This window comes from Streptomyces sp. NPDC032822, from assembly GCF_055578825.1.
In genome coordinates this window covers 82945-97023 of record NZ_JBVIOL010000022.1, presented here as the reverse complement: position 1 = coordinate 97023, position 14079 = coordinate 82945, and the positions used below count along the sequence as shown (strand labels likewise).

The following is a 14079-nucleotide window of genomic DNA, read 5'->3' as shown; positions in this document are numbered from 1 at the left end:
CCTGACCTTCGATCAAGATCAGGTTGGTCAGAAGACCACGAAGTGGGTCAGTTTTGATCCGCCGTCAGAGGGTCACGATTCACCCGTCGCCGACACGAAGTCCAGGGCGCCCTCCACTGCTCGTTGGTTCGGGATCCACCGGTCGTACCGCTCCCACTCGTGCACCTGGCCTCTCAGGTACTCCAGGATCCGCTCCCGGTCCCGCCACCACTCCCTTACCAACTCCGGTGTCCACCGCTGGTCTCCGTCCCAGGCATAGCCGTCCATGGGGTCCGCCTCGATGGCACTGAGTACGCCCCTCACCTCGTCCGGTGTGCGCGGCTGGCGGTATACGTACTCAGTGAAGTACTGACCGCCGTAGTGGATGTGACGCGGGGCTTCGAGTCGACCTGTCGCGCAGTTATCCGTCTCGGCGCCGTACACCGGCCCCGGGACGTTGAGCCACAGGCGGTCTTCCCAGCGACCGTTACAGCTCGGGTACACCTGGAACAGCACCGCCGCCGCGTCGAAGTAGAGCGTCATGAGGGCAGCGTACTTTTGCGCGCCCACCGCGAGGTCATGCCCTCCGTCGAGCACCGCTCCCACAAGGAGCTGAACAACCCGGCGGAGAACAGCCACCAGCCAACAAGACAGCGTGAACGGGCGATGAAAGGCTTCCGCGGCACCGGCGCAGCCCAGCGGTTCGTGTCCGCGTTCAGCGGCATCTCACCCCACTTTTGACCCCACCTCCACAGTCTGTCCGCACACCACTGCCAAACCGAGGTGATCATCCGCTTGGCAATCTAGGACCACATCACCGGCATCGCTGGCCTGCCCGCAGAGCCTGGCCCAGGCCGACACCCGGGCCGGCCACACTCCAGCACGCTGCCAGGCACTCACGCACCCAACAACGTGACAGCGCCCTTTGAAGTCCGCTCAGGTCACCACCGGCGTACGGCGTGGTGGGGTCGCTGACATCCCCGTTGCGCCCCCTTCGACCATGCCCTGGCTTGAGATGAGGATGAGGGAGGGTGGGATGGGCGGCGCCGACGCGGCCGGGGATCGGGGCGCGCTCACTGGTGTTGCGCGTCGGCGGGGCCTCCGCGCCGCGCCGACGTCAGGGTGGCGGTGACGTCAGGCGGGGACGTGAATACGGCCGCCGGACTGGCGGGTGACAGCCTGTGGCGCGCAGGTCAGACCAGAACTCCGTTCCGGCGCAGCGCGACGAAGCAGGAAGCCACGGCTTCCTGTCCGAAGACTGCGCCGCCAGGCGGCGCAGTCTTCGGACAGGAAGGCCAGAACCCTCGGGCTTCAGCCCGAGGAACAAGTCGACGCGGTGCGGTTACGCGGCGCGGGTGAACTGCCACCAGTTCATGTTGAACAGGTAGCCGCTGCCGCCGGTGAACCGCAGGTAGAGGTCCTGGGTCCCCGTCACGCCGCTCACTGGGCAGGTCACCGTGGTCCAGGCCTGCCAGCCGCCGGTGTTCGGCACACTGCACCGGCCCACGACCGTCCCGCTCGGACTGCCCAGGCGCAGTTCGATGGTGCCGCCGTCGGTGGCGGAGGCCACGCGCGCGGTGTAGGAGGACGGGCCCGTCCCGAAAGCCACTCCCTTGACCTTGATGGAGTCGCCGTTTTCGATCCAGCCGACGTTCATTCCACCGTCACTGGTCCATTCGGTCTCGATCCCGGAACCCCAGGCGATCGTCTCGGCCTCCTGGCGTACGTACGGGGCGAGCGCACCGAGCTGGGGTGCACCGGTGTCCGTCATGTTGATCGTCGGGATCGTTCCGTCAGCGTTGTAGGAGAACTTCTCCACTGCGACCGAGCGGGTGAAGTTGCCGCCACCCGGGAGGGCGCCGTTCTGGTAGAAGAAATAAGAGTTGCCCTGAAAGTCCACAATGCCCGCGTGGTTGGTGAAGCAGTTGCCCTGGGCGGGCATGGCTGTTCCACGGTAGGTCCACGGCCCGGTCGGGCTGGGCGCCGTGGAGTAGGCGATGAACTCCGAGCAGCACTTGGCCGCGTACACCATGTAGTACAGGCCGTTCCGCTTGTAGACCCAGGGTGCTTCTTCGTACAGCGTGGGACGGTCGGGGTTGTCGGTGCGGGTGCCGAATCCCGCGGTGGTGAGCGGAATTTGTACGGGACTGCCTGCGTAGGACGTCATGTCCGCGTTCAGCTTGACGTACCACAGGTTCGGATTGCCCCAGTACAGGTAGGCCTGGCCGTCGTCGTCGATGAAGACGGTCGGGTCGATCTCACTGTTCTCCACCAGCGGGTGGCCGAGGGCGTCCCGGAACGGTCCGGTGGGGCTGTCCGACACCGCCACGCCGATGGCCATCCGGCCGGTAGCCCGGGCCGTCACCGGCACATACCAATAGAACTTGCCGCCCCGTTCGACGGCCTGGCCCGCCCACGCGTCGGCGGACGCCCAACTGAAGGTGGCCAGGCTGAGCGGCGAGCCGTGGTCGGTCCAGTTGACCATGTCGGCGGAGGACCACACCCGCCAGTCCTTCATCACGAAGGAGGAGTTGGAGCCGTCCTCGTCGTGCCCGGTGTAGAGGTAAACCCGTCCGTTGTACACCAGCGGGGCCGGGTCGGCGGTGTAGACGTGCTGCACGATCGGATTGTCGGCGCTGGCTGCGGTGGGCTGCACCGCGGCGGGCACGACGGCGAACACCAGCAGGAGGCCCACCACCCAGGCGGCTGCCCGGGTGAGTCTCGTACCGGTGGCGGGTGATCTCACTGCGGTCGGGTGAGTCGTTGGCCTGAGGGCGGCGGCACTGGCCATGGTGTGGTCCTTCCTGGTGCTGCAGGGTCGGGGGCTGAGAAGCTGGTCGGATGCGGGGGAGGGGCGTTGCTGCGCTCGGGGTGTGGTCAGCGCGAACCGTGCGATGCGGACGGAGCCGCCGAGTGTCTGCGTGGCGTAGTTGGAAAGGGCAAAGCGGTAGCCCGTGTTGCCGTCCGTCGCGCATCGTCGCGTAGTCCAGCTGGATGGTCGCGGTGCAGGCGGGCCCCTGAATCCGGTGGGTGAGGGTATTGCGGGCCCAGTACCGGTCGTTGGCGACCCGTCGTGGTGCGCACGGTCAGGCCGTTGTTGACGGACCACTTGTCGTGGTCCGGATTGTGGTTCCGCTCCCACTTCGGTTTCACGGTCGTTCCATCGAAGGTGTCACCGCCGGTCAGTGGGGTGACCTGGCGGGATGCGGGCGGCGGCAGGATGGGGCCGGGATACGACGTGCCCCAGGCGCGGCCTACGAGTTGGACGACGGGCCGGCCGCGCCAGGCCTGATGGGAGGACCATGGCCGTGGCGCAGGCGTCGGCGTGGTGCGGGTGACGTCACACGATGCTCCAGGAGGCGATCGGGGCTCGCCGCACGAATGCCGGGTACACCCTTCCAAGTCCGGCACTTGCCGTGCGGGGGAGAGCCCTACTGCTACGGATGATGCGGGTGCTGTCGTGCCCGGCATGTGCACCATGCGTAAGTCGCTTCGACCGGGCGTGTTCGATATTGCGAACGGTAACCGATAGGTCGGACGGCATGGATCCTAGGAGTTGAGAACGGACAGCACAAGATCCTTGATCGACCCATTTATTCCAAAGATCGAGGAGTGGGTCGGCCGGTCGCAGTGCACGCTGCGAGCCGGCAAACTCACGAACGCCTCCGGCTACTGGGTTCAACGGGGGCGAGCGGACGACGCGGCGGGCGGTCGCGCGGGCGAGGGGGTGGTGGCGGGCCGGCCACCGTCGTACGTGCCGGTCGTGGATCGCCGAGCCCGGTCCCTGGTGGCAGTTCGACTGGGGATGGGGCCCGAAAGTGCCTGGTCCGGGCGGTGGAAGCGAGCGTGAGGCGCTGTTGTTCTGCGCGTGGCCGACGTGGCCCCGCTTCCGGGTGGTGATCCCGGTCCGGGACCGGACCCCGCTCGCGGTGATCCCGTTCGATCCCGAGCCCAAAGGGGGCAGCGACCGTCCGTATCGCGAAGGCGGATCTGATCTCGACCTCCGCGAACCTGCGGGAGAAGTACGGCTGCTTCGCCGAAGTCCGCGGGGCCCGCGCGAACTTCTGCCGGCAGGTCAACACCCGCGTCCAGGTCGCGTCCCGCGTCGTGGTGTAGGGGATCAAGCGTTACGCGTTCCGGTACGAGTCCCCTGACGATCTCCACAGAGTCGGCAGCCCACGAGGTGCCCTGCTGAGGCGAGTTGACCGCCTGGTCCGGCGGAGCCACCGATCCTGAACTGCGGATTCCGGCGCCTTGATCGGCTACACCACCCAGCGGGACGCCATCCGCGTCCATCGCGGGACAGGCAGGGCACCGGCCTCCGCGTTAGACGGTCGAACGCACCCGCCTGCATCTGCTGCCCGTGGCCCCGCAGGCCCTCAACTTGGACCGGGCGGCAACCTTTTCGGGAGCGGCGGCAACCGGTACTACAACGGTGCCTGTCCAAGCCCGCGCTCGTACCGCTACCTGACCCTCGGTCAAGCCCCCTGCAAGTGCGGGACTTGGAGCCGCCTGGTTTCAGCCTGCGAACGTTTCTGTCCGCGAATCGTGTGAGACGTATTGACGTCATTCATGGGATGTCTAGCATTCTCTTGCTCGACACATCGACCCTTGTTCGGAATGTCGGACAAGGTTGTGTTACGTCGGCATCCGGACAGCCTCTGACGGGGTGGACCGGAGCCGCTTGCTCAAGGATGACGAGGTCCTTATGCGCAGACGTAGTTTCAGCCGCAGACGCCCGTCGACGGTGCTCGCCGCCGTGGTCGCGGCCCTGGCCGCGCTGGCGGCGCTGCTCGTCGCTGCCCCGGCCCAGGCGGCCACCACCAGTGACGTGCGCGGTGTTGATTCCGGCCGTTGTCTCGACGTGGAGGGCTTCAGCCAGACCGACGGCGCGAACGTGCACATCTGGGACTGCCACGGTGGCACCAACCAGCAGTGGACGCTGACGGACAGCAGCCAGCTGACCGTGTACGGCAACAAGTGCCTGGACGTCCGGGGCGGCGCCACCACATCCGGGACCCCGGTCCAGATCTGGACGTGCAACGGCAGCGACAACCAGCAGTGGCGGGTCAACCCCGACGGCACGATCGTCGGCGTGCGCTCCGGACTCTGTCTGGAAGTCGCGGGCTGGGGCAAAGCCAACGGCACCGGAGTGCAGATCTGGTCCTGCCACGGCGGCACCAACCAGAAGTGGACCGGCCTGTCAGGGGGGAACAACGTGTGTGCTCTTCCGTCGACGTACCGCTGGACCTCGACCCGCCCGCTGGCGGAGCCGAAGGCGGGGTGGGCCTCGCTCAAGGACTTCACCAGCGTCGTCCACAACGGCAAGCACGTCGTCTATGCCACGACGCACAACACCCTCGCCGGTAACGATGGGCGCTGGGGGTTGACGACCTTCAGCCCCTTCACGAACTGGTCCGACATGGCCACCGCCACCCAGAACACGATCCCCTTCGACGGCATCGCGCCGACGCTGTTCTACTTCGCCCCGAAGAACCTCTGGGTGCTCGCCTACAACGGGGCTTGGCCATACAGCTTCGGCTACCGCACCTCGAGCGACCCCACCAACCCCAACGGCTGGTCCACCCAGCAGGAGCTGTTCACGGGCACCCTGCCGAAGGGGGGCCCTCTCGACGTGACCCTCATCGGCGACGACACGAACATGTACATGTTCTTCGCCGACGATGAGGGCGGCATCTACCGCGCCGGCATGCCCATCGGCAACTTCCCGGGCACCTTCGGTTCGTTCACAAAGATCATGAGCGACACGCCGCTCAACCTGTTCGAGGCGCCGGAGGTCTACAAGGTCCAGGGCCAGAACCAGTACCTCATGATCGTCGAGGCCCAGAACTACACAGGGTACGGTCGCTACTTCCGCGCGTTCACGGCCACCAGCCTCGACGGCACGTGGACACCGCAGGCCGGGGCCGACACCGTGACCAGCCCCTTCGCCGGCAGTGCCAACAGCGGCGCGACGGCCTGGACGAGGGACATCAGCCACGGCGATCTGGTTCGCACCAACCCCGACCAGACCAAGACCATCGACCCCTGCAACCTGCAGTTCCTCTACCAGGGGCGCGACCCCAGTACCGACGGCGGGGACTACGGCCTCCTGCCCTACCGGCCGGGGGTACTGACACTGCAGCGCTAGCCGGTGGCGTGACGCAGGTCCTGGTGTTCCTGACGTTCGCGAGCAACGACATACGCCGAACGGAGTGAGCGTCACAGCAAGCGACCAGCCTCGCAGATGCTGGTCACCGACGGGCCCCTTGCCCGTACCGTCGCCGACCTGCGGCTGGCATACGAGACGCTGGCCGGGACCGACCCGCGGGACCCGCGGGCCGTACCCGTGCCCTTCTACGGCGAACCGCTGCCCGGACCGGTCAAGGTCGCCGTCGTGGCCGACCCCGGAGGCCACGGCGTTCATCCCACGGTCCGCGCGGCTGTCACGGCCGCGGCCGACGCGTTGCGCGACGCCGGGTACGACGTGCGGGAGATGGCGGATGTTCCGCGGTTGGACGAGGCACTCGACGCATACGGCCGGATCACCGTGACCGAATTCGCGCCGACCTGGCCAGCGGTGCGGAAACTGCTCGGCGCAGGCGGAGACCGCTACATCCAGATGGCCATGGAAAAGACTCCGCCTGCGAACGCCGCAGAGCTCACGAAGCTGATCGGGACCTGGCTCGGCATCCGCCGCTCCTGGGCGGAGTTCCTCGACGAGTCCCCGCTGCTGCTCGGACCGGTGTTCACCGAGCCACCCGTCGAGCCGGGACTGGAGTCACGCGACGAAGCGGGACGGGAACGGGTCGCCGAGGGCATGCGCCTGTGCACGGTGACCAGCTTTGTAGGCGTTCCCGCCGTCGCCGTGCCGACCGGAGTCAGCGACGGACTGCCGTCCGGCGTACAGATCATCGGGCGCGCGTTCCGGGAAGACCTGTGCCTGGCCGCTGCCCAGGAGATCGAGGACCGCCTCGGCGTGCTCACGCCGATCGACCCTCGCCCCGAAGCCCCGGCTGCGGGAGTGTAAATCTAACGGCGGATCCGACGATCATAGGAGAGGCGTCAAGTGACTGACACCGCCGTGGAGTTGGAGACCGTGGAACCTGTCGAGAAGGCCTTGTCTGAGCCCTCTGTGCCCGTGTCGAACGAGCAGTTGGTGGCGATGCTGGTGGAACGGGCCCGGTCGGAGGGACTGCAGCTGACCGGGCAGGGCGGGCTGCTGCAGCAGCTGACGAAGCGGGTCCTGGAGTCCGCCCTGGAGGGTGAGATCACTGATCACCTCGGTTATGAGAAGCACGACTCAGCCGGCCGGGGCAGTGGCAACTCCCGGAACGGGGGCCGGGCCAAGACCGTGCTGACCGACGTCGGGCCGGTCGAGGTCAAGGTCCCGCGTGACGCGTCGGGCACGTTCGAACCGCAGATCATCAAGAAGCGGCAGCGCCGGCTGACCGGGGTCGATGAGGTGGTTCTGTCGCTGTCCGAGAAGGGGCTCACGCACGGCGAGATCGCCTCCCACCTGGCCGAGGTCTACGGAGCCGAGGTGTCCAAGCAGACGATCTCCACCATCACCGACATGGTGATGGAGGGCATGACCGAATGGCAGAACCGGCCGCTCGACGGCGGGCGGTTTCCACTGAGCGTTGCGAATTAGAGGTAGGCAAGGTCTCTCGACCAGCACAAGACTTGCGAGTCAAGTCTTTCTGAAACGACTTGTTATCAGAGGCTGACGGTCACCGCTGCGCCTGCAGTCGGTGACCGTCCTGTTGTTGTGGACCTCAGCAGCAGCTTGCCGTGTGAGCGCTCATGGCCGCCATCGTCGTCGCGGTCGTGGTGGTGGCCTCCTGATCCTGGGCGATGCGGCCGCGCAGCATGGTCTCCACGATCTGCATGAATCGCTGTGTTGTCGAGGTGCCCACGATGAACGAGTTCGCGCGACCGTTCGGCGCACTGCGCAACTCCTCCATGCGCTCGAGACCGTAGTCGGCGAAGGCGTGGTTGCTCATCTCGACGTCGACCCCGGCCCGCCTCGCCCGGGAGGCGAAGGTGAGGGCGGAGGCAAGGTAGCTCTCCTTGCTCGCGGTGGCCGCGGGTGGGTTGGTCCCGCCCCACAGCATCGCGGTGTGGGTGCGGCCCCGCCAGCGGGCCGGGAAGATCGGCGAGACGGTGCCGGGTGTGTGGCCCGGGGTGTGGTTGAGCGTCACCGTGGTGCCGCCCAGTGTCAGCTTCTGGCCGTCGGCGATGTCCAGGTCGCGGGTGGGCGCGTTGGCCGGGGACGTGGAGGCGACGAGGTCCCAGTCGGCCGGAGCCATCATGACCCGGGTGCCGTACTGGTCGGCCAGGTACTGGGCGCCGCCGAAGTGGTCGCCGTGGCCGTGGGTGACCACGACGTACCTGATCGTCGACGGGTCGGCCCCCAGGCTGCGCAGTCCGGGGACGATGTACTGCTCTGCCTCGTCCGGGTTGTTGAGGGCGTCGATGAGGATGATGCCGCGGGAGGTGAGGATCGCCGTGGCGGACACGAAACCGACGCTGAGCACGGCGACGTTGTCGAAGATCCGCAGGGGCGCGGGAGCGGGGGGCCTCGGCGGGGTGTAGCCGGTGGTGAGCGCGCCGACGATGCCCGTGAGGACCCGGTTGTCGCCGGCCAGTTCGGCGGCGCGGTCGAAGTAGTCCTGTGCGGTCAGGTCCGCGGACGCTGTGGTCTCGGCGGAGGCGTGCTCCGGAAGCAGCGATGTCGCGCCAGCGCTGGCCGCCGCGACGGCGCCGAGCTGCCAGAAGCGGCGGCGCGTCAGGGCTCCGTGCGGGCGGACTTCGGGCGACGCCGGGCGGGTGGGGTCGGTTTGCGGCTCGTTCATGCGAAGGCTCCTCGATGGGGGTGGGGGCGGCGCGGCCGGCGGTCGCAGGCGTGGGCCGCGTTGCGGGTCCGAGGTTCGTCAGGCGGTCACGACCACTTGCTCGTCCTTCTCGCCGGCTTCGGCGTCACTCAGCGGCACACCTTGGCGCTCTTTGAGGACGAAGGTGACGGCGAGTCCGACCACCGTCACCCCCGCCAGGTAGACGGCGACGGAGTACACGGTGCCGGTGCTGGACTGCAGTGCTTCGGCGATCATCGGGGCGAAGGCGCCGCCGAGGACGGCCCCGAGGGCGTACGACAGGGCCGCACCGCTGTACCGGACGGCCGTCGGGTACAGCTCTGAGAACAGGGCGGCCTGAGGCCCGTAGGTGAGTCCCAGACCGATGCTGTAGAGGACGAGCGCCACCACGACGAGACCGGTGTTCGCCGTGTTGAGCAGCGCGAAGAACGGGAACATCCAGGCGAGTTGGATGACGAAACCGATGCGGTAGACACGGAGGCGGCCGAAGCGGTCGGACAACCGGCCGCCCGCCAAGGTGCTGGCCAGCCAGCCGACCGCGGCGACCATGACGCAGATCAGGATCAGCGTTGGGTCCATGCCGAGATGGTTCACGGAGTAGCTCTGGACGTAGCCGCCGGTGGTCATGTAGCCGACGGCGTTGTTGGCGGCGAAGAGCAGGGCGCCGGCCACGACGAGCGGCCAGTGGTTCTTGAACAGCGCGGCGATCGGGGCGCGCGACTGGTTCCCGGACTCCTTCAGCTCGCGGTAGACGGGGCTTTCCTCGACCTTGCGACGGATGACGAACCCGGCGGCGACGAGGACGACGCTGAGCAGGAAGGGGATGCGCCAGCCCCAGGCGAGGAACTGGTCGTCCGTGGTGAGAGCGGTGACGGCCGCCAGGGCGCCGTTGGCCAGCAGCAGGCCGAGCGGTGCGCCGAGTTGGGGGTAGGAGCCGAACCGTCCGCGCTGTCCCGGCGGTGCGTGCTCCACCGAGATCAGCGCGGCACCGCCCCACTCGCCGCCCGCCGACAGACCCTGAAGGATGCGCAGGAGGACAAGGATGACCGGGGCGCTCATGCCAATGGAGGCGGACGATGGCACCAGGCCTATCAGGGTGGTGGAGACGCCCATGAGCAACAGGGTGGCGATCAGCATCGCGCGGCGGCCGAGCCGGTCGCCGAGGTGGCCGGCGAGTGCGGCTCCGACCGGCCGGAAGAAGAAGCTGATGCCGATGGTGGCGAAGGAGATGACCAGCGAGTCCTCGCCGAGCCCGTCGAAGAACTGGCTGCTGAACACCAGTCCGGTGCACAGGGCGTAGATGAAGAAGTCATACCACTCGATGGTGGTGCCCGCCATGGCGGCGAGCGCGACCGTGCGGTGCTGACTCCGTTTTTTGCCGGATGTCCTAGCGGATGGGGACATGGGGAGTCCGATCGTCGTCGGGGCGTCGTTGGCCCGGGGAGGGGACGGGGTGCGGTGCTGTCAGACGGCGTAGTCGGGGGCGATGCGGTCGATCCTTCGGCGCAGGGCGTCGAACAGGGTTCTGCCGGCGTGCGTACGGTCGCCCATCTGGAAGGACTCTTTGGTCGAACGCACCGCCGCCTCCCGGCTCACCGGGGTCAGCGCCTGTCCGGACTGCTGGGCGGCGAGCTGGATCTCGCAGGCCCGTTGGAGAGTCCACAGGGCGGCGAAAGCCGCGGGGACGGTCGGTCCAGCCGCCAGCAGGCCGTGGTTGCGCAGGATCATCAGGTCACGGTCACCGAGGTCGGCCACCAGCCGTGGCTTCTCCTCGGGGTCGACGGTGATGCCCTCGAAGTCGTGGTATGCGACCATATCGTGCAGTTGGGCGGCGTAGAAGTTGTCGGGGGCGAGGCCGTCGCGCAGACAGGCGACTCCGGTGCCTGCTGTGGTGTGGGTGTGCATGATGCAGTGAGCGTCGTGCCGGTTGGCGTGGATCACCGAGTGGATCAGCAACCCCGCCTCGTTGATGGGCCAGTCCGAGCCCGACAGGACGTTGCCGTCGAGGTCGATCTTCACGAGGTTCGAGGCGGTCACCTCGTCGTACATCAGGCCGAATGGGTTGATCAGGAGGTGTCCCTCCTCGCCGGGCACCCGGACGGTGATGTGGTTGAAGACCATCTCCACCCATCCGAGGTGGTGGAAAACGCGGTAGCAGGCGGCGAGTTCGAGTCGTGCCTGCCACTCCGCATCACTCATGTGCGCCGGTTTCGCCTTGCTCGTCGGGGTGTCCAGAACGGTCACTGTCGTGCTCCTTGATTGCTCCGTGGGCGTCGCCGTTGTCGGGTGACGGTCTCGGTGTGCAGGAGCATGGGGGCGCGACCGCTCGGGAGCCAATGTTGAAGTCGACAGTGAATCCGGTCGGGCGGTGTCCGATACGACATCAGCCCCTGTTCGACGGCTCTGACAGGTCGGCCAGGGCCGTCAGCTCCAGGGTCAGCAGAAGGCGCCGTGTCGGATCGGCGAGCGATACGTCGAAGAGCTGCTCGGCCCGGCGCAGCCGCAGCCGCAACGTGTTCTGGTGAATGTGCAACTCGCCGCTGGCCGCGGCGACATCACCGAAATGCCGCAGATAGGTGAGCAGCGTGGTGCAGTAGTCGGTGGCGTGTTCGGTGTCGTGGGCGCGCAGGCGTTCCGCGGTGCCGGTGCGCAGTTCGGCGTCCTCGCGTACGGCGCCGACGAGCCGCCTCAGCACCAGCTCCGGCCGCATGTCCTCGGCGTGATACGCGCCAGGGCCGGCGCGTCGCTCCCGGAGGTGGTCGAGCGCGGCGTCGATGTCGCGGCGCGAAACGAGCAGGGCGGAAGTCGTCCCCACTGTGGGGGAGTCGACCGCCGTGAACGACCGGTGCAGGCTGTGCCGGGCCCGGTCCAGGAGGTGGTCCAGCAGGACACCGATGGACACGGAACCGGAACCGGCGGTCGGCAGCAGCACATAGACGCGGTCCCCGAGCAGGGCCGCCGCCGGTTCGTACCCGAGGGAGCGCCCGTCGAGGACGGCCAGGTCCAATGCCCGAAGCAGAGCGGCGCGTCGTCGGGCCGCGGTGCCTGCTTCCCACGACTCCTCGCTGCCGCGCGCCCCTTGGACCTCGGCCAACCCGACTAGCACGGCGGGAAGGCGGACGCCACCGGGCGGGTCGCCCTGCCCCGACCGGCCCTCCAGCGCGTGACGCAGTGCGCGGTCGCGGCTCTCCTGCTCGGCGTCGGCCTGGCGGCGCAGCGCCAGCATGTGCAGTGCCGCGACCCGGGCCGCCTCCTGCAGGGTGGGCCCGCAGTCGGAGGCCGCGGCCTCGTCGGGAAACGCGACCCACAGGGAACCGAGTACGTCCTCGCCCGCCCTGATGACCACGGCCGTGCGCGGCAGATCACCGGGCCGGTGCTGGCGTACGACCGTGTCGCTGACCCACACCTCCCGGTGCAGGTGATCGGCGAGCGCGTCCTCGGGCACCCGCCTGCCCAGGATCCCGCGTCGCCGGGTCTCGTCGATGGGCTGGTCGGGCAGGTTCGAGTAGGCGACCACCACCTGCTGGGTGTCCATGATCGCGACGGCGCCACCGACGATTCCGGCGACCGCGTTGGCCAGGGAGAACAGGTCGCCGCCCGTCGCCTCTGCGCCCGGTTCGGCGACCGCCGCGCGTGCGGCCAGGATGGTCGTGACCAGGCGCTGCACACGCGTCCACGGCACCTGCGGATCGACGGCCAGGACGGGGACGCCGGTCTTGGCGGTCTGCGCAGACACCTCCGGCGGCGGGGGAGTGGGGCACTTGACGGCGAGTGCGCAGGACTGGTCCGCTGCTGCTAGAAGGGCCGAGCCCAGCGCGTCCCGGTCGGCGATGTCCAGACCGACAGCGAGCAGCAGCTGCCCGGGCGCGATGGCTCCGAGCGCCTCCGGGCAGTCCAGTAACTCGGCGCCGCCGACGCGCCATTCAGCAGTGCCGCCATCGGACAGCAGGCTGATGACCCCGCCTTGCAGGGCCTCGACGAGCTGTTCGAGGGGCATCGCGGTCATGCCGACCCTCCGTTCAAGGTGGTGTCGGAATCTACACCACCCATGCTCCGTGAGTGTAGGCATCGACATTGTTGTGGGTTCGCGAGACGGCGCATGCTCGCTGCGAACGGCCACACCAGCCAAGGGATCCACCAGCAAAGGAGGCGCGAGCGCGTTGTCGCATCCGTCCGCATCCCCACCGCGCAGTCGGCCACCTCGGATCACCGTCGTGGGCCCGGGCGCGGTCGGCGCCTCGCTCGCCGGGGCGTTCGCGGCCTCAGGCGCCGAGGTCTGTCTGCTCGGACGCCCGGGCCCGCACTTCGACGCGATCGCCGCGCAGGGGCTTGTACTGCGCGGCCGGGAGACGGGAGTCGGCCCCGAAGTGGGAGTTGAGGTTCGTCACCGCTTCCCCACGGCATACGACACCGATCCGCTCCCCGTCCCGGACCTGGCCGTCGTCTGCGTCAAGAGCCAGCACCTGCTCCCGGCCGCCCGCAGTGTCCGGACCTGGATCGAGCACGGCACGGACGTGCTGGTCGTGGCCAACGGAGTGCCCTGGTGGCTGCTGTCCACCGTCGAGCGCCCCGGGGGAGACCCCGTGTTGCGATCGGTCGACCCCGACGGGGAGTTGCTGCGGCTCCTGCCCGCCGAGCGGGTGATGTCCGGAGTGGCCCACTTCAGCAGCGCTGTCGACGGACCGGGCCGGGTGACGCACCTCAGCGGTGACAGGCTGATCATCGGCGACTCGCAGGGCGGGATCTCCGACCGTGTCCACCGGTGCACCGCAGCCCTCTCCGCAGGCCCCGTCCGTCCGGAACCCAGCCCGAACATCCGCCGGGACATCTGGGAGAAGCTGCTGGGCAACGTCAACCTCAACCCCGTCAGCGCCCTCACCGGTGCCACCGTCCTGGACATCCTCGACGACCCGGACGTACGGCATCTCTGCGCCGCCATGTTCGACGAGACAGCGGCCGTCGGCAGGGCGCTGGGCATCGAGAGCACCATGACGGCCGACGACCGGCTCGACATCGCCCGCGAACTCGGCGCGTTCCGTACCTCCATGCTGCAGGACGCGGACCGGGGCCGACCCCTAGAGCTCGACGCGATCGTCGGTGCCGTACGCGAACTCGCGCGCCGCACCGGTGTGCCATCCCCCTCCCTCGACGCGGTGCACGGACCGCTCGCCCTGCGCGAGCGGGTCCGCAGCCACGGCGAGCCGTCCGGCAGCTGAAGGAGCCC

9 protein-coding genes and 3 pseudogenes are annotated in these 14079 nt (G+C 68.4%); 5 read left to right on the top strand and 7 right to left on the bottom strand.

Annotated elements, in window-relative coordinates:
- Positions 1 to 72 precede the first annotated feature (72 nt).
- A complete protein-coding gene (locus ACZ5VD_RS38155; RefSeq protein WP_468685031.1) occupies positions 73 to 522 on the bottom strand; it encodes a ferredoxin in 450 nt (149 codons plus the stop codon).
- Between the two features lie 21 nt (positions 523 to 543).
- Here ACZ5VD_RS38155 and ACZ5VD_RS38150 point away from each other — a divergent pair.
- A pseudogene (locus ACZ5VD_RS38150) lies at positions 544 to 786 on the top strand (DDE-type integrase/transposase/recombinase); the annotation flags it as partial.
- Positions 787 to 1321: 535 nt separating this feature from the next.
- Here the strand turns inward: ACZ5VD_RS38150 and ACZ5VD_RS38145 are convergent.
- The gene (locus tag ACZ5VD_RS38145) at positions 1322 to 2674 is read right to left on the bottom strand and encodes a glycoside hydrolase family 43 protein (RefSeq protein ID WP_468685037.1); all 1353 of its coding nucleotides are present in this window, start codon (positions 2672 to 2674) and stop codon (positions 1322 to 1324) included.
- Positions 2675 to 2921: 247 nt separating this feature from the next.
- Positions 2922 to 3303: pseudogene (locus ACZ5VD_RS38140) on the bottom strand (beta-xylosidase family glycoside hydrolase); the annotation flags it as partial.
- Between the two features lie 1384 nt (positions 3304 to 4687).
- Here ACZ5VD_RS38140 and ACZ5VD_RS38135 point away from each other — a divergent pair.
- The 3 genes and pseudogenes from ACZ5VD_RS38135 (at position 4688) to ACZ5VD_RS38125 (ending at position 7633) form a co-directional block, all read left to right on the top strand.
- Positions 4688 to 6130 carry a non-reducing end alpha-L-arabinofuranosidase family hydrolase gene (locus ACZ5VD_RS38135; protein ID WP_468685029.1) on the top strand — a complete coding sequence of 481 codons (1443 nt, stop codon included), beginning with the start codon at positions 4688 to 4690 and terminating at the stop codon, positions 6128 to 6130.
- A gap of 84 nt (positions 6131 to 6214) precedes the next feature.
- A pseudogene (locus tag ACZ5VD_RS38130) lies at positions 6215 to 7009 on the top strand (amidase family protein); the annotation flags it as partial.
- 135 nt (positions 7010 to 7144) lie between these two features.
- Positions 7145 to 7633: a transposase gene (locus ACZ5VD_RS38125; RefSeq protein ID WP_468554916.1), complete on the top strand. Its 489-nt coding sequence runs from the start codon at positions 7145 to 7147 to the stop codon at positions 7631 to 7633.
- Positions 7634 to 7757: 124 nt separating this feature from the next.
- Here ACZ5VD_RS38125 and ACZ5VD_RS38120 read toward each other — a convergent pair whose 3' ends face one another.
- The 4 genes from ACZ5VD_RS38120 to ACZ5VD_RS38105 form a co-directional block, all read right to left on the bottom strand.
- Complete coding sequence (locus ACZ5VD_RS38120; protein ID WP_468685028.1) at positions 7758 to 8837, bottom strand: MBL fold metallo-hydrolase; 1080 nt, start codon at positions 8835 to 8837, stop codon at positions 7758 to 7760.
- Positions 8838 to 8915: 78 nt separating this feature from the next.
- Complete coding sequence (locus ACZ5VD_RS38115) at positions 8916 to 10193, bottom strand: MFS transporter (protein ID WP_468685027.1); 1278 nt, start codon at positions 10191 to 10193, stop codon at positions 8916 to 8918.
- 126 nt (positions 10194 to 10319) lie between these two features.
- Positions 10320 to 11099, bottom strand: coding sequence for a class II aldolase/adducin family protein (locus ACZ5VD_RS38110; RefSeq protein WP_468554909.1), 780 nt, complete (start codon positions 11097 to 11099; stop codon positions 10320 to 10322).
- A gap of 139 nt (positions 11100 to 11238) precedes the next feature.
- Positions 11239 to 12861 carry a PucR family transcriptional regulator gene (locus ACZ5VD_RS38105; protein ID WP_468554908.1) on the bottom strand — a complete coding sequence of 541 codons (1623 nt, stop codon included), beginning with the start codon at positions 12859 to 12861 and terminating at the stop codon, positions 11239 to 11241.
- Positions 12862 to 13069: 208 nt separating this feature from the next.
- Between ACZ5VD_RS38105 and ACZ5VD_RS38100 the strand changes: the two genes are divergently transcribed.
- Positions 13070 to 14071 carry a ketopantoate reductase family protein gene (locus ACZ5VD_RS38100; RefSeq protein WP_468685026.1) on the top strand — a complete coding sequence of 334 codons (1002 nt, stop codon included), beginning with the start codon at positions 13070 to 13072 and terminating at the stop codon, positions 14069 to 14071.
- The last annotated feature ends 8 nt before the right edge of the window (positions 14072 to 14079 follow it).